This is a genomic window from Vibrio hepatarius (assembly GCF_018860525.1).
In the GTDB taxonomy this organism is placed as follows: Bacteria; Pseudomonadota; Gammaproteobacteria; order Enterobacterales; family Vibrionaceae; genus Vibrio; species Vibrio hepatarius_B.
In genome coordinates, this window is record NZ_JAHKPM010000063.1 from 46,781 (window position 1) to 70,648 (window position 23,868).

General features: G+C 41.9%; 6 protein-coding genes. All 6 read left to right on the forward strand.

What is annotated here, in order from left to right:
* Positions 1–301 precede the first annotated feature (301 nt).
* The 6 genes from KO511_RS18475 (at position 302) to KO511_RS18500 (ending at position 23,848) form a co-directional block, all read left to right on the forward strand.
* A complete protein-coding gene (locus tag KO511_RS18475) occupies positions 302–1,285 on the forward strand; it encodes a helix-turn-helix transcriptional regulator (protein ID WP_215988873.1) in 984 nt (327 codons plus the stop codon).
* 153 nt (positions 1,286–1,438) lie between these two features.
* Complete coding sequence (locus KO511_RS18480) at positions 1,439–2,410, forward strand: helix-turn-helix transcriptional regulator (protein ID WP_215988874.1); 972 nt, start codon at positions 1,439–1,441, stop codon at positions 2,408–2,410.
* 241 nt (positions 2,411–2,651) lie between these two features.
* Entirely contained in the window at positions 2,652–4,631 is a 1,980-nt protein-coding gene (locus KO511_RS18485; protein WP_215988875.1) for a TonB-dependent receptor, read from the forward strand.
* A gap of 4 nt (positions 4,632–4,635) precedes the next feature.
* Positions 4,636–5,874 (forward strand): MFS transporter, encoded by a 1,239-nt coding sequence (locus KO511_RS18490; RefSeq protein ID WP_215988876.1) that lies wholly within the window; start codon positions 4,636–4,638, stop codon positions 5,872–5,874.
* A 109-nt stretch (positions 5,875–5,983) separates the two neighbouring features.
* A complete protein-coding gene (locus tag KO511_RS18495) occupies positions 5,984–12,115 on the forward strand; it encodes a non-ribosomal peptide synthetase (RefSeq protein WP_215988877.1) in 6,132 nt (2,043 codons plus the stop codon).
* A gap of 57 nt (positions 12,116–12,172) precedes the next feature.
* Positions 12,173–23,848, forward strand: a complete 11,676-nt coding sequence (locus KO511_RS18500) for a non-ribosomal peptide synthetase/type I polyketide synthase (protein WP_215988878.1) — start codon at positions 12,173–12,175, stop codon at positions 23,846–23,848.
* Positions 23,849–23,868: the final 20 nt, after the last annotated feature.

The window sequence follows — 23,868 nt, forward strand, 5'->3', positions numbered from 1 at the left end:
ACACTGCATATACCTAATTATTAACCTCATTAGCATTAGCCCAACAATGTAAGTCGTTATTCTCAAAAATTAACGATACTTCAGAAAAATAAGAATTGATTACTCAATCTCGGCAGGAATAAATCCGAGATAATTTCCAATTTGAGCAGACAAGAATCAAACAACCCAACAGAATATAGAACTCGCTTATGCAGGATAAAAATATGTATGCATGTAGACAATATTTCGATCTTTAGAGCACTTCAATATGTTGATGGAATATGCCTGTATTAGCTGACTATGATTCCTCGGAGGAATGTCTATGAGCTATGTTGAATCAACATTGCAGCCAAGCTGTACTCATACAACAATGCAGTGCACAAAAATTAGAAGCGATCACTCATCAACAATAAATTCTACTTACCATTCATATGGTGGATTTTTGGGGTGCAATATTTATACATTCTCAGGATATGGAAAATGTGTGGTCAGCAGCATTGAAAACAAAGAGCCTACCACAAGCCTGCGCATACTTACCGTAATTCAAGGTAAAGATATACTTTGGCACGACAGTAAACAAAAAACCATAAATTTAGAACCTGGAAAAAGTCTTCTTATAAGATCAACTTGTAATTTCAATGATATTCTTACAAGCTCCGAGAAAAGCTTTATTGAGGTTGTTGATATAAGATTTGATTGCCAATACTTGGGAAATATAAACAATCAAATTTTAGATCTCCTCAAAGATAGTAAACTTCAACCTTTTATAGAAAGTCGTCCTTGGATATTTGACACCAGCCCTGAGATCCATAGCTTTGCTCATCAATTAGGTAACTCTAGTTCAGTCCAATTATCACACTCTACAGCCCACCTTTATACATCTTCCCAAGCATACCAGTGCTTATCAAGACTGCTGCATAAGTTGGAGATGTTAAATAGCAATCGGAAACAAGACGAATACGTATGTCTATCAAGCCGAACCCTGAGCAAAATACGTAAAGCAAATAAGCTAATAGAAAATGAACCAAGCAAGAACTGGAGTATTGCTGAATTGTGTAAGCGGGTGGGGACCAATGAAACCAGCTTTAAAAGAGGATTTAAACAACTTTTCAATACCACCTTTTCCAAGCATCTACAACAAACTCGAATGGATGTCGCGGCCATTGAGCTAGTATTAACCGATCAGCCAGTCATTGATATCGTTTATAACGTCGGATATTCCAGTCCTTCACACTTTACTAAGCTGTTTAAACAACATTTTGGGCAGAATCCTCTGCAATATCGAAAATGTCGTCAAACAGCATAGTGTTGCCAATCAAATTTATTAATATTGACAAGTATGAGATTACAAAAATATATATATTTTTGGTTAATTATATCAATAATTTAAGTGCAACCATAGACATAGATTGATTTTAGTGATAATGTTTCTCATTATCGTTAAAGAATAAATATAATTATGGCTTATTACCGTTTACCCTTCGATATAGAACTCATGCAGGAATCGACACAAAAAAATGGAAACATTGTGTTTAAACATCCCAAATGTAATTTCTTCGTCAGGTGTAATCAGCTAAATGATGAAATTATACTCAATGAATTTCGTGCTCAATTCTACTCACCAATTAAATTGGAGACTAATAATCATACTGAATTCGATTTAGTGACCATTATGATTAATATGAGTAATGCTGTATGCTACCACATCAACAGTCTATCCACCCAACATATAATCCCAAATAAAGCTTTGATTTTTTGTTATTCCGATACTCAGTCTGGTACATGTAAATATCAACATCAGAATGCTCACTTAATAGCACTTCAGGTACCTAGAAGAATGTTAGTAGAGTATTTTGAAGTCATGCAAATTGGTACAGACATTAAAAATAAGCTTAAACGTAAACAGCCATTCTTCATCACCAAAAGAGCAACAGATACCTTACTCAGAATTGCCAAACAACTCATAGAACCCTCGGTGACTAAGAATAGCTTGCATCATCATATGTCCTATTCTTTTATTAATGAGGCCGTTTACTACTTGGCTAACGATGATAAATGTAAAACGAATCATAAAATAAGCTTTAAGCACCTAGAAGTTGCAATAGGAATATTAGACCAAGAATATAGTCTCCCTCCTACCATTAGCCAGTTAGCTCATAGAGTAGGTACAAACGAAACCTCTCTAAAACAATTATTTCGTAAAGAGCTAAATACCACTGTTCACCAGTATATTGTTCAACAACGAATGTCAAAAGCCATTGAACTACTCAATGAAAGTCCCCCATCAGTTTCATTTGTAGCTCAGGAAGTTGGGTACGCAAATCATGGACATTTCTCAGCCACTTTTAAAAAGGCGCTAGGTTGTCTCCCTTCTGATTACCTACCTTCATCGCAGCCTAATCTTAACTATGAGGTATCGACATACAACTAACTACTTTGTAATAAGAGCTTTGCTTGAAAAGCATAGAAATAATAAATAAAGAATCTATAAGTTGATACTCATAAATAAGAAAAGACATATTTCTCTAATGGGTATTGTACTTATTTATACTTATTTTTTCAGTAGGAAAAGTCTATTCATGTATTTTCCCCCTGATTTAATTTGCACTCCAGAAATTAGATTTTTAACCATAGAAAATAAAATTATTAATAAATATAGGAACACGGTAAAGATGTACACGCACAGTTTCTCAACTTCCCCATTCAAGTTAGCGTTGATAGCCGCAACCTTAAGCCCTGCTGTGGCCGCTCAAGACAGTCATGACGAAGTTATGGTCATAACCGCCACTAAACAGAATATCCCCATAGAACACATTGATAGCTCTGTATTAGTCAAAACAGGAGAAGAACTTGAAAAGTCTGGGATCCATGAGGTAAAAGATCTCGAGAAAGCCTTCCCAGGACTAATTATTCAGACCCGAGGCAATCGTACTTACGCTAATACCACTATAAGGGGAATAAGCTCGCCTGATTTTTATTCACCAACAATAAGTGTTTACGTTGATGGCGTTTTACAAGATAGCGCTTTTCTTACTCAGCAGCTGATTAACGTCGAACGAGTCGAGCTGCTCAGAGGCCCTCAAGGCACACTTTATGGCGGAAATGCACAAGGTGGTGTAATTAATATCGTCACTAAAAAAGCAACCGACAGTACCAGTGCTCTCACAGGGATTACCTACAGCAATCTAAGCCAGCAATTTGATGGCGCAGCTGCCGTCGCTATCAGTGATACCACATACGCTGATTTTGCCATTCGGTTGCTCAAAGACCAAGGAAACGTTCGTTATATACCAACCAATACTGATGACGCGAATGATAGCGAAGATTTAAGTGGCACAGCGCGCTTCCATTATCTACCTGAAGAGTCTCCTCTTTCCCTAACACTTTCAGTATCTTCAGCAAATTTAAACAGCCATGAAGAGTGGTATCTAACGGAAGAAGAGTATAATGAAAAAGCCACCAGCACAGCGATTCCAACACTCAAAAGAGTCGTTAATAGCTACGTATTAGATATGAATTATGATCTTGGCTCAACCCAAGTAACCAGTATTACTGCCTACCAAAATCGCAATATTGATCGCGCCTTTTTTGGAACTCAAAAGTGGGTGGAAGATCAAAACACCTTCAATCAAGAAATACGTGCCAACACACAATTCAATCAAGACCTTTCCGCTTTAGTGGGTGGTTACTATGAAAATCGTCATTTTGATACCAACAATAATGGTGCCCAAAATAGCATTCAAACTGATAACTATGCTTTGTTTGGCCAAAGTACTTATGCATTAACAAAGTCAATTGACCTAACCGGAGGCCTACGAGCATCTCGATACACATCAAAATCGGATTTCGCTGGTAACTCTGCGTGGGGTATTGAAAGTTATAATGAAGAAAAGTCCGAAAGTGTTCTATCTCCTAAAGCTGCGATTGGTTGGCAAGTTAATGACACATCAAGAGTGTTCGCCTCTATTACCAATGGTTACCGCCCAGGTGGTTTTAGCCCAATACCACGAAGTTCAGGGGATAAAAATGGCTATGATGCCGAAAAATCTCTAAATGGCGAACTCGGTTGGCGCACAAAACTACTAGACAACCAAGTTCACTTTAGCGGCGCCCTATACTGGATTGAGACGTCAGACATTCAGCTGTATACGGGAGATCCAGGTAGCCAAGTACTACGAAACATGGGTGATGCTCAAAGCCGAGGCATTGAACTCGACGTTACTTATTACCCAACTTACGATCTAGCTTTGACCTTGGGCGCCACATTCGGTCGCTCCACATTTGAATCTGGCAATAGCGCTATTCAAGGCAATACCCTACCTTATGCACCAGATACAACCGCTGTCGCAGGAATGGAATACTCCTTACCTCAAACTTGGCTAGATGGTGAATTGTCGATTACCGCCAATGCCCGCTATACATCCGACATCTTCTTTAATGAAGCGAATACCCTAGCTCAAAACGGCTACACACTGGTGGACTTAGCCATTCAATATGCCATAAACGACAACCTATCTATGCGGTTATTTAGTAATAACCTGACCGATAAAGAGTACAAAACCTTTTCCTGCATACTACCACAAATTCCTTCATCGCTAAACAACTATGGGACAGGGCGAGAAGTTGGTATCAATCTGAAATTAGGGTGGTAAAGCCATGAACGGCTCGCAAACTATGCTGGGTTTTAAGCCATTATTAGCAATCCTTGCTAGCGTTTATACGATACAAAGTATCGTCGGGATGTTTACACTGCAGGGCTTACCTGCAGTGCTGCGTGCAGAGGGGATTTCAACATCACAAATTGGCTTATTTTATTTGGTGATGTTGCCATGGGCCTTGAAGTTTCTTTGGGCACCTAAAGTTGAAATACATCGCAAACGCTACGGTCTCATTAGTCATGGGCGCCTCATCGCAGTCGCCCAAATAGGTATCATCTTCATTCTGGTAGGGTTAGCTATACATTCAGCCATAGAAAAACCGATACTGCTCTTTGGTGGTGTATTTGCATTAACTTTGCTATCGACTTTGGCAGATATAACAACTGACGGCTTAGCCGTAGATCAACTGCCAATATCAAAGCGTCGTTTAGGTAACATGATGCAAGTCGGCGGCAGCTATATCGGGGCTCTATTTGGCGGTGGTCTTTTTATCTACATGATGGGAGCCTACCACTGGCAAACGGCTATCTATATGTTGATCGCCATCATTGTATTGATGTCATTACCAACAATCACCTTGTTTAACCAGCGTTCTTCAACGCCAAGTGCGACTACTAACAAACGCGCTTCCTTACGCTTTGCTTGGCATACACCTAATATACGTTTTGGGCTTTTAATGGTCGTATTATGCCAAATCGGTACTCGATCGGTGCAAGCAATGTTGATGCCTTACCTTTTTGATCAAGGACTAGAGCTTACTGATCTTGGGATACTAGCAGCCGGTGGTGGTGCATTGACAGGCTTGGTTGGTGTTCTCTGTAGTGGCTTAATGCTGAAACGCCTTAGTGCTCGCGTGATGTTATTAAGCTGCTTAGGTATAGAGGCATTAATATTCCTCGGATTTTTCCTCAATACACTCGACTATATTACGGGAACAATAGGGTTACAAATCCTCTACGTTGTGAGCTCTGTTGTCGCGGCTGCAAAATTTGTTGCGCTTTACACTCTAATGATGGAGTGGGCTTATGGCGAACAAGCAGGGGTCGACTTTACTCTTTTCCAATCAATGGATATGGCTGTGGCAATCGTAATGGCTTTGTTAAGCGGCACTATCATCGCCGTATTAGGTTACTCCGCACATTATATGATTGCGATTTTGGCAACTTTTATTGCCTTGATAGTTGGCCTTTTACCTTTTTCAACGTCTGGGCTCTTTTTACGCACAGAGACTAATTAACCCTAACATAAGCCCATGAATGTGGGCTTAGTATCCTCCCAAACTTGTCACGTATATGTACGTGGCCTAGGGAGTCTTTACCCTAAATAATTAAAAGAAAGATGACGACATGTCTAATATCAATGGTTTAATTGCTCTATTTGAACAGTCGCTTTGCGACACCTATTTTTTATCTCCGTCAGATCTCAAAGATAACGATAATGTGTTTTCTCTGGGGGCCGATTCCATGTTTTTGATGCGGGTAGTCAGTCTGTTTAGGCAAGCTGGATTCAAGATTAACCTCAAACAGCTTTACGATAACCCGACGATAGGCGAAATCAAAACTTTATTAAGTACCTTTAATACTCAGCAAAATTCAACGCCAAAGGAAACCAAATCTTATCCTATCATGACGGACGGACAATCATTTTTAATGACACCCGTTCAGCATGCTTATTATGTGGGTAGGGATCCCAAACAACCTCTTGGAGGTAATGGCTGTCACCTTTATCAAGAGTTTGAAAGTCAAGGTCTTGAACCAGATACTCTAGAGAAAGCTTTAAACGCATTGTTAATCCGGCATCCCATGTTAAGCGTTGCTTTTAGAAATGATGGGTTTCAGCGTTGGGAGCCTCCCATCACACCACTTACTGTGTTTCGCCATGACTTAACGGGGCAGCTACCTAAAGATGTAGAAGCAATACTGCTTGATTTAAGAGACACACTGAGCCACCGAACATTAGACGTACAGAATGGGCAAACTATCGAGTTCCATTACTCACTACTTCCGAATAATCAATGTCGCGTGCATGTAAGCATTGATCTTCTTGTTATGGACGCAGCAAGCTTTAGCCTATTTTTTAATGAATTGTCACAGCTTCTTCGTGGTCACACTCTGGACCCATTACCAAAACACTACGATTTTTGTAGTTATCTAGCACAAGAATCCGTTGAATTTTCAGCGCAAAGACATACATCACAGCAGTTTTGGTCTGAGCAAATAAAAAAACTACCTAGCGAACCAAAGCTCCCTATGGCCATAGATCCAATGGCGATTAGTAAACCTAAGTTTCAACGTCGCCAACATTCGCTTAGTGCTGAGAAATGGGCAACGTTCCAGAGCTATGCTTCTCAGCATAAGGTGACACCAACAATGGTGTTAGCAACGGCTTATGCGGCAGCCCTTTCAAGATGGAGCGGTCAAACAAGCATCCTACTCAACTTAACCTTATTTGATTGTCATCCATTTAATGACAACGTTCAACGCTTGCTTGCCGACTTTACCAATATCTTGTTACTGGATATGAAAATAGACGATAAAAGTGTTATAGATTTAGTGCAAGCGCAGCAACGACGTTTTGCTGAAGTGTATGAGCACCGGCACTACTCTGGTGTCGAAGTAATCCGTGAATTAAAGAAAAGTGGTACTCACCCTAACGGCGCTCCGGTTGTTTTTACCAGTAACTTAAATCGATCCTTATTCGGCGACGATGTGGATTCCCCTCTTGGTCAACCTGGCTGGGGAATTTCACAAACCCCTCAGGTCTGGCTCGACTTTGTCGCCTTCAAACATAATGATGCCATCATGTTACAGTGGGATAGCGTCGATGAACTTTTTCCTTCAGGCCTTGTGGATAGCCTATTCAGTGCCTTCTTAGAATGTGTTGATTATTTACTTGCTGAGAATGCAGATTGGACACAACCATTGCCTGACCTTCTACCAAAAGCTCAGAAGCAGCAAAGACTATCACGCATAACAGCACCCACGATTTTACCTCACGGCCTGCTTCACGATCGTATTTTCGACTTTGCTAAATGCAACCCCAATAAAGTAATGGTTGTCCAAAACCAAGATTCACACAACTACGAAACGATCACCTATCAAGCGAAATGCTTGGCAAATACATTGCTACAAGCGGGACTGGAGCCAGACGAACGAGTCGCAATAAGCATGGAGAAAAACCCCGGACAAATTATTGCTGTATTGGCAATTCTTTATGCGGGTGGCGTGTATGTCCCTATTGCCCCAGATCAACCATTAATGCGCCGACAAACTATCATAGATAGCGCCAAGATCCGTTTTGTGCTGCGCTGCAAAAACACATCATCAAAATATAATTGGACGGAAGCTATCCATTTCGACTGGCAAGACGCTAATAAAGACCCATTAGAATCACCTCCATATCCACGTACGCCTGATGACACGGCGTACATCATCTATACATCAGGATCGACGGGCACACCCAAAGGCGTAGTAATTTCACACGCATCAGCACTTAATACGTGTATAGACATCAACCAACGCCATCAAATCAATTTCACAGATAGAGTCCTAGCGCTATCTTCATTACATTTTGATCTCTCCGTTTATGACATCTTCGGCATACTATCTGCTGGAGGTACATTAATCCTACCTTTAGACAACCAGCGTCGAGATCCAATGGCATGGGCCGATCTAGTCGAAAAACATGGTGTTACGATTTGGAATACTGTCCCAGCTTTGTTTGATATGTTCCTAACTTATTGTGAAGGACTGGAACTCAGGGCTCCTTCACAGATTAGAACCGTCATGCTTTCCGGAGATTGGATCGATTTATCCCTACCCGATCGTTATCACGATTTTCACCCTCAAGGCACTTTTAGTGCAATGGGCGGTGCGACCGAAGCAGCAATATGGTCCAATGAATTTATAGTCGATAAAGTTGACCCACTTTGGTCATCAATCCCCTATGGATATCCTCTTAGCAACCAAGCATATCGAGTGGTTGATTCTGTAGGCCGTGACTGTCCAGATTGGGTTTCTGGTGAGCTTTGGATTGGAGGTGTCGGCGTTGCTAAGGGCTACTGGAACGACTCAAAGAGAACATCAGCACAATTTGTTACAAGCCAAGACCCTATAAATGGAGAGCTTCTGCGCTGGTATAGAACAGGGGATATGGGATGCTATTGGCCCAATGGAACTCTTGAGTTCCTCGGACGCCAAGATACTCAAGTCAAAATTGGCGGCTATCGAATAGAGTTAGGGGATATTGACGCTGCACTCAATCGTATAAAGGGTGTACGTCATGGAGTGAGTTTAGCATTAAGAAAAAATGGCAGCAAAGATCCTCACCTGGAAGTTTTTGTCATACCAGAAGGTCCGCATCTTTCAAGAGTCTCAATACCTGAACCCAATATCCCGAACAACTACCAAGCTCTGTTTCCCAATACAGAACCTAAGTTAGAACGCTTAAAGGGTGAAGAAGTCGCCTACTTCTTACAGCATCACCTCCACATAAGTATACCGTTCAAAGAAACACCTAAGACTTGGGATGAATGGTGTCTGGCATACGGTTTATCTAAAACCTACGAGCCACTATTTATGCAATGGTGGGCATTACTTCATGAGCAGGGATTAGCAGAACGAATAGATACCAAATATCGGCTACTTCCCCCCAAAACACCTTACCCCATTTGGTTTGATAGCGAGTCGAACTTTCAATCAAATAGTGAAACCCTTAAAAGTATACTGCAGGGGGAAGTACCCGCTAATGCTTTACTGGATACAGAGATATCTCCGGAAGCAGTATTGTTCAACTGTTCAGAGTTTAGATCTCACCTTTCCAATATTGCTCAAGCTATATCAACCCTGTCATCTCAACTCGGCCGCCCTGTAAATATTGCTGAATTTGAAGCGAGAAGTGGACGCGCAGCGCAGGCATTACTGGATTTATGTAATCCAAACAGTCTTCAATACCATGCTTTTGATACTTCTTTGTCTTTAGTTCAATCTGCAAAAGATCGTCTATCAACATTCTCAAACAGTAATGTCCATCATTGGAACGGCGAAGACCATCCATTATTTGGCCACTGCGATATTGTTTTGATTAATAATGTCATCCACAGAGTCAAAGAACCTGAAAAAACTCTCACCAAAGCACAAAAGCTACTCACTGCCGAAGGGTTAATGTTAGTTCTAGAAATGACAGATTTTGGAGAAAATGCCTTAATTAGTGCTCTGGTAATAAAGCCAATATTAGACTCATTACCGAATCAATCCGAGCTTCTGTCTTGGTTTGAAAGTAGCCAACTATCACTCGAACATACACTCGATCAAAAACCTTTAATGGGATATGTACTGCGTAATCAAGCGCCAGTTCTGATTCCCAACAGCAATACTCTAAAAGAAAAGCTTGCTGAGCAATTGCCTCATTATATGTTGCCTAAACATGTTAATTTTCTTAACGCCCTTCCTCTTAGCCCAAATGGCAAAGTCGATCGCAAGCAATTATCGTCGAAATATAGTGTGCAAGTAGATAAGACATCGCAGGTTGAGTGCCTTCTAAACACCGACCAAGAGCTTTTATTAGCACAGGTGTGGCAATCTCTTTTTCCCACTCAATCTATTGATAGTCAGAGTGATTTTTTCTTGCTGGGCGGCGACAGCTTAATGGCCACACGTTGTATAGGTCAGTTACAAAAGCTCGGATATACAGCAGACCTTACCGATTTATTTGCTAACGCAAAATTGGAAAACTTTGCAAAAAAAATAACGACAACAAAGATTAACGACAACCCAATTAGACTAAAGTCTAACCAAGCAGACCGCTATAAACCATTTTCGATGAACGAGGTTCAGGAAGCATATTGGATTGGTCGACAATCAGGTTTTTCTTTAGGCGAAACGAGTGCTCAATTCTTTGTTGAATTCGGCGTCACCATGTTCGAGCCCTCACGCTTTAATCACGCTATGAATAGACTTATCGTTCGTCATGATGGACTGAGAACCATTGTGCGCAATCACAAGCAGCAAGTCTTAGTTAAGGTCCCTAACTTTTCAGTTCAATGCCATACCTTTGAAGAACTTCATGGCAAAGAAGCTGACTCTTTGCGAACCCAACTCTCTCATCGTGTTAATAACCCTGCCAATTGGCCATTATTTACTGTAGAGGCTATCGTCTCACCAAAGCATGACAATGCTAGGTTATGTATTGGGTTGGATAATATGATGCTCGATGGGCTGAGTATGCAACTTTTCTTCTCAGAACTTGAGGCGCTGTATCTAGAACCAACTTTAGAACTTCCCATACTTGATATTACATTTAGAGATGTTCTCGAGTGGCAACGCAAAAACCGATCGCTTCAAGCTGAAAGTCAAGCTAAGACGTATTGGCTAGAGCAAATAAAAAGCCTACCCGCGGCACCAGCACTTCCACTGCAAACGGCCCCATCAACCATAACAAATTCAAGATTTATCCGTATTGCAGATAGCCTTTCAATAGGGGAATGGCAGTCTCTAAAAAAACTTGCAAGTAAACACCAAGTCACCCCATCAAGCGTATTATTGACCGCTTATGCAGCGACACTAGCATCGTGGGGGAGCCAGTCTTCATTGACTCTCAATTTGACTTTGTTTGATAGGCCAGATGTCCACCCCCAAATCAACCAAATTCTGGGAGACTTCACTACTTTACTTTTGTTGGCTTGGCATAAAGGAACCAGCTGGATAGATAGTCTTAAACGCCTCCAAAGACAACTCGTGCAAGATTTAAAGCACAGCAACATCTCTGCTGTTTGGGTGATGAGGGAGATGGCCCGTGAGCAAAAATTGGTCAATGCCCAGATGCCTGTCGTCTTTACCAGTGCTCTTGGTACTTCTGATCGTGATTTTCTATCAGATAAGGGTTGGTTAAAGCCTACATGGGGCATCTCACAAACCCCTCAAATTTGGCTTGATCACCAAGTCTATGAGTCAGAGGGTAAACTTTGCATGAACTGGGATGCGGTTGAAAAACTATTGCCCATGCCCGTTCTAAAACCAATGTTTGAGCAATACGTTGCTCTTCTTCGACTCTTAGCAAGTCAACCACAAAGGTGGTCAGAGTCTCTGGATAGCTTGCTGCCAAACCAAGAAACACCGATGAGCATCTATTGTCTTGAACAGCAACCTCACAGCTCCCACGACCAACATCAAAAAGGTGAACCCGCACATATTCAAACAATCCAAACCGCATTTGAACAAATTGTTTCAGTATACATTGGTGAAAATGACAACTTCTTTGATGCAGGGGCCAGCTCATTACAGTTGGTACAGCTACACGCATTATTGGTGAAACAAGGTAACACTCTTTCTGTGACAGACCTATTTAGCTATCCGTCACCCGCTTTACTAGCAGGCTCATATAAAAACCCAATGGTTCAGCAGCCATCAACAAACGCGCTTTCACAACGCAAACAAAAACAAACTCAGCGCAAACTTACCCGCCGTCAGCGCGTTAATTAAAGACTTTGTTCGAGGCTGGTTTGAGTGGAAGCAGAGCCTCGATGAGAGAGGATAAAAATGGATAAAAATCACTTATATGATAACTGTGACCCAATAGCGGTCATCGGTATGGCGTGTCGGTTCCCCAAAGCTCCAAATTTAGAGTCATTCTGGCATAACCTAACACATGGCTTGTCTGGTCAATCTTTTTTTAGTGAAGCAGAACTTGAAGCTGGAGGTATTAGCTCAGATATATATCAACGGGAAGATTTTGTCCCAAGTGGTGCCGTTATTGATAAGCCGGAATACTTTGATGCCAACCTTTTTGGTTATTCACCAGCAGAAGCTATATCAATAGACCCCCAACAGCGTATCTTCCTACAAAATGTATGGCATGCACTTGAGCACGCAGGCTACGCCCCAACATGCACACCTTCAAGAACAGGGGTATTTGGTGCAGTTCGAAACAGTACTTATCCATCTTTTGAAGCATTTGACATCACGCAAGTAGGCCAAGTTAAAGGGCTGCAAGCTCTGATCGGGAACGATAAAGACTATCTAGCCACACGAGTTGCGCATAAATTTAACTTTACTGGACCAGCATTTACTGTTCAAACAGCTTGTTCTAGCTCTCTCGTAGCAACACATTTAGCCTGTGAGAGCTTACGTTCTGGTGAGTGTGACATGGCCATTGCCGGGGGAGTCGCCGTTTCCTTCCCTCAGAAAAGTGGTTATGCATACCAACCAGAAATGATTTTCTCTCCGGATGGTTTATGCCGCCCTTTCGATCACCAAGCCAATGGGACTTTTGGTGGTCATGGTGTAGGCAGTGTTGTTTTGAAACGCTTGGACGATGCGATTGAAGCTGGAGATACTGTACTTGCAGTACTCAGAGGCAGTGCGATCAACAATGACGGTCAGGATAAAGTAGGGTTCACTGCTCCTTCTGTAAATGGACAATCGCAAGTTTTAACCGAAGCTCTCAACCTTGCCGATATACACCCTGATGAAGTTGAAATGATAGAGGCGCATGGAACAGGGACTAAACTTGGCGATCCAATTGAATTTAAAGCGATACGAAATGCGTACCAGAGAAGTTCAAACGCCCCAATATGTAAACTGGGTTCAGTCAAAAGCGGGCTTGGTCATTTAGATACGGCCGCTGGTATTGCATCCTTGATTAAAACTGTATTATCAGTATCAAGAAAAGCAATACCGATGTCGCTCAATATTCGTCAACCCAACCCTGCTCTACTCATCGAAGAGTCTGGGTTTGAACTGGCAACCCAAACTTTAGATTGGACAAACCCGGTCCGTACTGCTGCCGTTTCTTCATTTGGCATTGGTGGAACAAACTGCCATATGATCGTTCAATCATTATCGGCGCCAATATCTTCATTACCTGATAACAACAACGAAAATGAACATATTCCATTACTTCTCTCTGCAAATTCTACCCAGTCTTTACGCCAACTTGCTCATGATTATGCTAAACACCTAAAGGTAAATTCTAAGCCTCAGGAACAAATGAACATCGCAAATGCTGCCATGCAAACGCGGTCACTCAATCTAACTCACAAACTAGCAGTCCCAATACTTGAAAATGCAACAACTGCACTTGAGGCGTTTGCGAGTACTGGCAAAGCACCACTTGAAATACTAATAGGAAAACACCAATCTCGTTCCAAACTGGTTTGGATATTTACTGGTCAGGGTAGCCAGTATGAAGGAATGGGGAAAGATTGGTACCATTCAAGTGACACGTTTAAAGATAGTATCGAACTTAGTCAACATTATTGTGAAGGTAAGCTTCAAGCTCCTCTAACTGAAATAATGTTTGGCCCACGTTGTGATTTATTGACCCAAACCAGCAATGCTCAAATTGCTATCGTCGCATTTGAAATTGCGTTGGCAGCACATTGGAAAGTAAAAGGAATAACCCCTGATGTTGTTTTAGGCCATTCTGTAGGCGAAATTTCAGCGTGTGCTGTGGCTGGCTACCTTAGTCACCAACAGGCGATACAATTAGTGGTTGAGCGTGGCAACAAAATGCACCAATGCACTCTACATCAAGACGGCGCTATGCTCGCTATTTTTGCCCCTATAGAGAAAATTGCTCCACTCCAGTCAATACTAAAGTTAGATACAGCAGCCCAAAATGGTGCATCACATTGGGTATTTTCTGGCGATACATATGACGTAGAACAAGCATGCTCAGATCTTGAACGTGCCAATATCTCGTACCGCCAGCTTGGCGTATCTTGCGCAGCACACTCTCGTCATCTAGAGCCCATGATCCCATCTTACGCTCAGTTTACAGCTGAAATAACACCGCTTAGGGGTGATATTCCACTCATATCCTGTGTAACGGGTGACACCATAAATGATCCAAACGAGCTAAACGCTGATTATTGGACCCGTCATGTGCGTGAGTCAGTACAATTCAAACAAGCCATAGAGCAGGCCTTAACTCTAGACTGCCATACTTTCATGGAAGTGGGCCCTAAGCCGCATTTAACGTCGATCGGCAAGCGTGAGCAGTGGTCACAAACGACCAGTTGGATACACGCTGAAGAGAATAACGCCTTGTGTAAACTCTATACTTGCGGTATCGACGCAAATTGGCAACACGTTTTTAATGTCAGTGGGAAGCGATGCTCATTACCTTTGTATCCCTTTGATGAAAAACGTTTTTGGGTTGAATCAAGAACAAGCTCCCATATTTCAAATCAGCAAGATGAGCCTTCGTATTCTCTCGAACCTATGACGCTCCGCTGTGCCGTCATTCGAGACTATCTACAAACTTGCGCGCGAGAAGAAATATTTAGCTTAAGAAAAGTGATACGGGGTGGGCGCATATTGCCTCGGCATCGACATCATATCCAAGCACTAATCGACCTATTGGTCACACAAGGCTATTACCATCGAAAGGACAATCTTTGGTTGCCGTCAAAAGCATTACTACCAAATGCCGAAGCCATCGTCCAGCATTGGCTCGTCGAAGCCAATTCGGAAACTTTAGTTAGTGTCCAGAAAACATGCCAAGATTTACTCAAACTAGGCCGCGCTTTGCCTGATTTATTGAGTCAGCTCGGCCATATATCAAGTCTGGAAAAACATTTGGTTCTATTGTTGGAAGGTAATGTTACTTCCCATAGTGACTCTGTCGTTGAAACTTCGAGCACACAGCTAGAGCTATATCAGAATCTTAGCTATCAAGACTGGTCATTGGTGTCAGAGAACACTGACCTAATAAGCGCAATTCATCAACAATGGCTACAACACTTACCTGCTCACCTCAACCAAGGAGAGCTGTCTGTTTCACCCACATATCAACCCAAACATTTATCTCGCGTCGCGATATGCAGGCAGCCAAAAATGTGGGGACAAGAAAGCTATGACATACGAGCTCAAGTACCACAAGGACACTGGGAGTGGCTCGCAAGACTGACACCCAAGCATGCTGATAATAAAGAACTTATAACCCTCCTTCCCTCACCACACAACCGATATGTGTGGCAATCCTATCGCGTTGAATCAGATAAAAACTCGGTTCTAAATACAATTGAGGAAATCAAAGTTTCATCAGAGACCAAAGGTTACATACAAAAGATAAACCAAGAAAAAGGCATATTGATTATCTCCACTAACTCATTGTCAGCTTCAGCAGAGCAGCTTGCAAAGATCCTTTGTAATGCCCCTGATACATTGTTGATTCTCATCTCTGGTGCGCTGAAGATCACGCAGGAAGATGAATTGAACCCAACGGCAGTGGCTTTAATGTCTATCATACGCGTAGCGAGAACTGAACATCCAAATAAGCGTTTTCTCGTCTTGGATGTCCAAAACCTACATGCCCCAGACCTCAATCAGCTATTGTCTAACGCACCCTTTAGCAATGTCGAAGATCTGGCGTTTCGTCATGGTCAATATTGGGCACAGAAACTGACACATGCTGTGGCTCATGGTGACCCAATTCCGGCATCATGGTTCAACGAAGAAGGGACTCACCTTGTCACAGGTGCAATGGGAGGAATAGGTCGATTGGTCATCCAATGGCTAGCAAGCTCTGGTGTAAAACACATCACAGCCATCGGTCATCAACAACATTCAGATTGGGTAGAATTTTGTTCACAAATAGCCAAGCTCGGATGTCAAATTACAACATATTTGGTCGATTTAGCAAGCGATCACGAACTGGAAACGTTCTTAGCAAACTGGGACGATTCTCGGCCTATCTCTGGGGCCATACATACTGCAGGCAATGTACACCATAAACTCCTAGAGAGTTGGGATACTCAAGAAGCTAAGCGTGCATTCAATGTCAAAGCAGGTACCTTTTCCACGCTTAATCAATGGCTTGAAAATCAGCAAGGGAGCTACTTGATAGGATTTTCTTCGGTTGCAAGTTTAGGTGCTCCTGGTCAAGGTTTATATGCAGCAGCCAATGCATACATAGATGGCTTTGCTCAATCAAATCATGCAAACAAGCACTGCCGAGTAATGAGTTTAGCTTGGGGAGCATGGCATAAAATTGGCATGACGAAAGACTCGGAGTTGGTTGCTAGACTCCACGATAATGGAATGCATACTCTGACAAGAGAAGAAGGCTTATGGCACTTGAGTCAAAGCTTAATCATGGGTAATGAGCATGTATTTGCCATGAACATAAGCTCTAACTCAAAACCATTTAGGAAGTATTTCACCTCAGATCTGCCAATAGATACTTCTAGCTATGAGGCTTCTGGTATAGAAACATTGGACTCTATGACTTGGCTGAGTAACCGAATCCATTATCAGTTGGCGCTAGCTGGAAATAGTGTCATCGAGCAAAAACAAGATCTTCTGCAACTGGGTATAGATTCATTACAGTTTTTGGAACTCAACGCTGCAATTAAAAAACAGTTCGATATCAAGCTAACCGCAGAAGAAGCTTATAAAAATATGACACTTGAAGGCCTTAATTTGCTCATTGAGGAGAAGAGCCGACAATCGCATCCCAAAAGCACCCCCCCCTTTATTATCCAATTAAAGGAACAACACAATCCATTCCCGTTAACCCCTATCCAACATGCTTATTGGGTGGGACGAGAGGCATGGGTACCATATGGAGGCATCGCATGCAACGTAGTATTCGAATGGGATTCATCGCACAATCAATTTAGTATTAGCAAACTTGAATCTGCTTGGAATGCTGTTGTTCAACGCCATGATATGTTGCGAATGTCAGTCTTAGTTTCCGGTGAGCAGGTTATCTTAAAAGATGTCCCTAAATATCACTTTGCAAGACAAGATCTAAAGGCTCTAGATGAGCAAATGAAGTCCGAAGCCCTTAATCAGATCAGACAAACAATGAGCCAATATGTCCGACCTGCTGAAAAATGGCCGTTGTTCGAAATTCGCATTAGTGAACTTACTGATACACAGTATCGAATTCACATGAATCTTGATTTACTTCAGTTTGATGTCCAAAGTTTCAAAATAATGATGGATGACCTTAGCCGAGCATATCACGGCCATGTACTACCACCACTTGCACTATCATTTCGCGATTACGTGCTACATGAACAAGCATTACAACAACAACCGGAATGGCAGGCGTCTTGGGATTATTGGATGAAGCTAGTACCAGTCCTGCCTAAAGCACCGGTACTACCGCTGGCAAGCCAGACCAGCTATCGCACACCAAAATTTGTTACTCGCAAAGGTCAGCTACCAAAATCACAATGGTCTGCTTTGAAAACACATTGGCAGCAATCTGGGATCACACCTTCTGCGGGGTTGTTAACATTATTTTCTCGCATGCTTGCTAATTGGTCAGAATCCTTAGCATTTACTCTCAACATGACCTTCTTTAATCGTCAACCATTCCATAATGATGTGAAAGATCTTATTGGGGACTTCACTTCCGTTCTACTAATGGATTTCGACTGGTCTCAAGGTCTAACTCTCAAGGGGCAGATGTCTCAAGCACAAGAAAGACTGTGGTCACGCTTAAGCCATTGCAATGTAAATGGTGTAGAAGTTATGCGGGAAGTGGCTAAACATCGCAAAACTTCAAGCACTATGATTGAGCATGAAAAATCTTTACCGATGACACCTATTGTTTTCACCAGCATGCTCGGGATGTCTATGGATGGTATGGACATTGAAAAAGCCATGACACATTTGCTAGGCGAACCTGTGTTTGTGTTAAGCCAAACACCTCAAGTCTGGCTAGATCACCAAATCATGGAAGTCGATGGCGAACTCAAATACCATTGGTATTGTATGGATGGTGTGCTTGCCCCTGATATAGTAGATCGTATGTTTGAGCAGTATGGTCAATGGCTGCACGAAATATCATTATCACCTATCGAGTTTGAGCGCCAAGCTTTCACCCCAACAATAGAATCAACGAGCTATACATCCATACTTCCCCAAATAACGCCTGAAGTCGAGAAAGAGGTCGAAAATGCTTGGCAATATTTGGAAACTCAAGCACTAACAGGACTTGAGGCAACTCTGCGTAAACACAACTTATTTGTTCATCCAGGTCAAACATTCAGTTACTCACAAATTATTGAGATACTAAAAACTACGCCAAAGCACCATAAACTCGTAAAACTCTGGCTAAACCACTTTGTCCGCGAAGGTTTACTTCACTTTGATGGCGACACCTATGAATGTCAAAACTATGAACCCATTTTCCCTACTTCTAAACTCCCTCAATCAATTTGGTGTCAGCACCTTTCTCAGTACCTTGATGAATGTATTCAATCACACTCTGAACTATTAAGTGGTAAAAAATTAGCACTGGAGATTTTGTTCAAAGATCAGAAAACCACTGATGCTCTCTATAAAACTAATCCTTCACTAACGATCCTCAATAAAAGTACCGCTAACCTAATCGCAGCTCTGGCAAAAGAAAAAGGGTCATCACTTAACGTTTTAGAAGTTGGCGCTGGAACTGCTGCAACCTCCAGCATGGTTCTTGATACCGCATCCTCATATATTGGCCACTACAGGTTTACAGATATTTCGCAAACCTTTTTGAACGAAGCAAAACAGTCCTTGGCAAACTACGGTCAAGTCAGTTTCGGACAATTGGATATAAATCTAAATATCGGACCACAAAACAAACTCGCTGGTGGCTATGACGTAGTGATAGCAGTAAATGTTCTACACGACGCTATCAACCTGCCCTCTACATTGATAAACCTTAGGGACATACTGGCAAAAAATGGACATTTGTTGCTGATAGAAGCCACTGTCCAACACAGTCCAATGCAACTTGCAACTGTCGGCTTTATCGAGGGGATAAATGCTTTTAACGATTTTCGGCAACAAGCTGACAGTGCCATGCTTAATATCAATGATTGGCAAAATCTACTTTATGAACATGGATTTGATGTCTTATGCCGTTATCCTGATACAGATACATCTGTCTTGCGTCAGCATTTAATATTGGCCCAATCGAATCAGTACAACCCAATATCGATGGAAACCCAAAGCGACCAGACAGAGTCATTGGATAACATTGAAAATGATTACAAACAGGCAACATCGGAGCCTGATTCAAACCGGCATATACAAGAGATAGCCAATATCTGGTCGTCATTACTTCAACAAGATGTGACTCCAAAAACAGATTTCTTCCTCTGTGGTGGAGACAGTCTGATGGCAACCAAGTTAGTGGTAAATTTAAAGCATGCAGGATTTGATACGGTTACTCTGCAAAACATTTTTGAATATCCCGTATTTGCAGATTTTTGCCAAAATGTAGTCACAATCAACGAGCAAAAAAGTGCTAATGAACTTCAAAAAAAACAGGGTTATCCCTTAACACCTTTACAAAACGCATACTGGTTAGGTGAAAGCACACTCTTTTCATTAGGCCAAAGTATTGCGCATTTTTATGCCGAACTAGAAATAGAGAACTTAGATAGTTCAAGATTCATCAATAGTTGGAATGAGCTCATCCGCCATCATGATCAGTTACGTGGAGAAATACAGGAGGGACGTTACTGTATTCATCAAACTGTACCTGACTATAATCCTCATTACATCGACCTCAGAAAGCTGAGTGAAGCGGAAAAAGGAGACTATTTAACCAAAGCCCGACATCGAATTGCAACCCAAGGGGTTCCTACCGAACAATGGCCACTATTTGATATTCATATTCTACATATAGAGGAAAAAAGCCACCTTATTCATATTGTTGTAGATTTGGTCGTGGCGGACGGAAAGAGCCTCAACTTGCTCTTCCAACAATGGCAAAGTCTGTATCAAAACCCATCACAAGTATTGGATACACCAGCAATCAATATCACTGAATATATGGAGAAAGCAAAACTCCAGAACTCAAATAATATTGACGCAGATCGAAAATACTGGATGGATCGACTTCCAGCATTGCCAGACGCACCAAAACTGCCACTCGCTGAATCTCGGAGTGATGTATTAAATCAAGGTGTTTTAACTCATCTCCTATCAGAAAGTAACTGGAGGAAAATTCAACATTATTCTTTTACGAATAATGTTCTGCCATCGATGACAATGCTCGCAATATTCTGCTTGGTTTTAAGGCGCTGGAGTAATAATTCTCACTTTTCGTTAAACGTACTGCACAGTAATCGCCCTGCATCAACCCCTGATTCAGCAAGTCTTGTAGGAAACCTTTCAACAACATCTATGCTGGAAGTTGACATGACAAAAGAACTCGAACTACTCACTTTTATTGAGCAAGTTCAACAGCAGATGTCGGATGATTTAGCTCATTCTCAATTTGACGGTCAAGAGATACTGACAGAAAAAAACAAACTCAATCGTAACTTTAGTGCTGGTATGCCCATCGTTTTTAACGACACTATTTCTGTCGGAAAAGAGAGTCATAATACTCTTGGCACTCTTCGTAACTTTGGAGCTCAAACACCCCACGTTTATCTTGATGCTATGTTAATCGCATCTACATGTGGTGGAGTCAATATAAAATGGACTATACAGAGTGATTACTTAAAACCAGGTGTATTCGATGCAATGTTCCAAGCCTATGTCGATATTGTAGAAACATTACCGTCAAAGAACTGGGCTCAACCACTCCACATCCAAATTCCAAATGAGCAGATAAAACGACGTCAGGGCATCAATTATATTCAATATCATGATGTAGAACCCCGAACACCGAACACCCTCATATCCATGGTAAATGAGGGAGTCAAAGCCTATCCAGACAGAGTCGCTATTAAGCAGGGCAGTCTTTGCATAACCTATCAAGAGCTTTGGAATGCATCATCAGAGCTCGCATCCCAGATCCAAAATCAAAAAGATAACGCTCCTTTAGTGGCGATTGTTATGGACAAAGGCTGGCAACAAGTTGTCGCTGTACTTGGTATCATGTTGGCAGGGAAAGCGTATCTACCTATAGATGCATCATATCCCGAAACAAGAATATCTGCCTTGTTAAAACAAGGGCAAGTCACAACCGTTATCTCAGAGCAAATTCGTACGTATGATAGATACCGAGTCCTTACTCCCTCACTCACAGGAGTCGTACCCTCTGGTTTCAAACCTGATCCTCTCTTACCTAGTGATTTGGCCTATGTAATCTTTACTTCAGGCTCTACGGGTCAACCTAAAGGGGTCATGATGGATCACCAAGCCGTGATCAATACACTTTTCGACATTGAACAACGAATAGAGCTAAATAGTCGCGATCGTGTACTCGCCATTTCAGCGCTTAATTTTGATTTATCCGTCTTTGATCTTTTCTCGACTCTACATTGTGGTGCATGCCTAGTCATTCCCAAAATATCTCCAGCACAAGACCCTGAAAGTCTTATACATACAGCGCAAAAAGAGCACATTACCATTTGGAATAGTGTGCCTGCTTTTGCACAGCTGCTGGCCGATAGTCTAATCTCAAGTGGCAAAAGCCTCCTTTCCTTACGACATGTTATGATGAGTGGTGATTGGATACCTATTGCCCTTCCTGATCACCTCCAAGTCGTTGCGCCTAAAGCTAAATTACTCAGCTTGGGCGGTGCAACTGAAGCTGCAATTTGGTCAATTGCCTATGATATTAAAGGCAGTTACAGCCAGTACAATAGCATCCCTTATGGTAAGCCATTAAAAAATCAGATGTTTTTTGTTTTGGATAGGGAACTTAATCCATGCCCTGATTGGGTTGCAGGTGAACTGTATATTGGTGGGCTAGGCCTTTCTCTTGGTTATTGGCAAGACAAAGCTAAAACTTCAGCAGCATTTATCATTCATCCAGTGAGCAGAGAACGTTTATATAAAACTGGCGATCTTGGTCGCTACCAAGAGGATGGTAACATTGAGTTCTTGGGGCGTAATGATCATCAAGTAAAAATTAACGGCTACCGAATTGAACTTGGAGAAATAGAAACAACCCTTCGTCTCTTTCTGTTTGAAGATAATAGCCGCCTACAAAACGTTATTGTCAAACCAATCAAGGAAGAGGGAGTAGGTGTTAGATTAGTGGCTTACATCGTTTGCTCACAAATCACGTCCCAAGATCTAACTCAACTTCTTGCGCACGCAAGAGAAAACCTACCCGCCTATATGTGTCCTACTCAATTCATATCAATTGATGCCATTCCTCTAACCCCAAATGGCAAAATAGATCGTGATGCTCTACCTGTACCAGAAGTCACAGTATCAGCGACAGCAAGGCCGCCTAAGTCATTAATGGAAAAGAAAATTGCTACAATATGGGAAGAATGTTTGAAGCAAACTTCCATTCCAGCTAACCAAAGTTTCTTTGATCTCGGGGGGAACTCATTAGCCGCAGTGCGTGTTATCAGTCAAATTAATACGGCGCTAAAGCGCAGACTCACCGTGAGCTATCTTCAATCGCACGATACTATTGAACAATTAGCATCGTCACTCGATAACCATGAATCAGCTCAAGATCAAAAGCCTATCTTACTGAATCCTGAAAATAGTGCCTACCCTGCTTTGTTCATAGTTCATCCAATCGGTGGACACCTCCTAAGCTACCAATTTCTGGCGAAAGGCCTAGAAAAAATAGCACTGTATGGGTTGAGCTATCCTCATATTGACCAACACACACCAATATTCAGCGTAAAAAAACTCGCTCAGCACTATGTCAAACAGATCAAGAGTATTCAACCATGCGGCCCATTTCGACTTGCTGGCTGGTCTTTTGGCGGTGTAGTTGTATACGAAATGGCATATCAACTCCGCCAACAAGGTATTGCCGTTGAAGATTGTATTCTAATTGACAGTTATGTGCCGACACCTTTGAATCAAGATTTGACTAAAGACGAGGTTCGCCATCATTTCTATGCTGATTTAATTGGTCGTTTCCCTAAGTTAGTGGATACCGAATCACCAAATATATCGTCGGATAATTCACTATGTCACCAGCTATCGGATACTTTTTCTCGCCTTGAAATAAGCCAAGATATGTCTGCAGACAGCATCCAACAATTACTCGATGTCTATCGTCGTAACTTGTCGGCGATGCTGTCATATAAAGCACCAGAGTTACTTTCAGTGCCCGTGACTCTCATCAAAGCAGATCAGAACAATCATTTAGATTTCATGAGTTACCAAAACCCAGCCACCGCGCATTGTCCTAATCATGGCTGGGAAAAGTTGTGCGACCTTGAAACTTATACAGTGTCAGGAGATCACTACACCTTATTGCAAGAGTCGCACGTTAACAAACTACTCCACACGCTAGGCACTGTGCTGAGCCCCGCTCCCAGTAATGAAAAGGCTTAACATCATCTTTCATGGAAAAA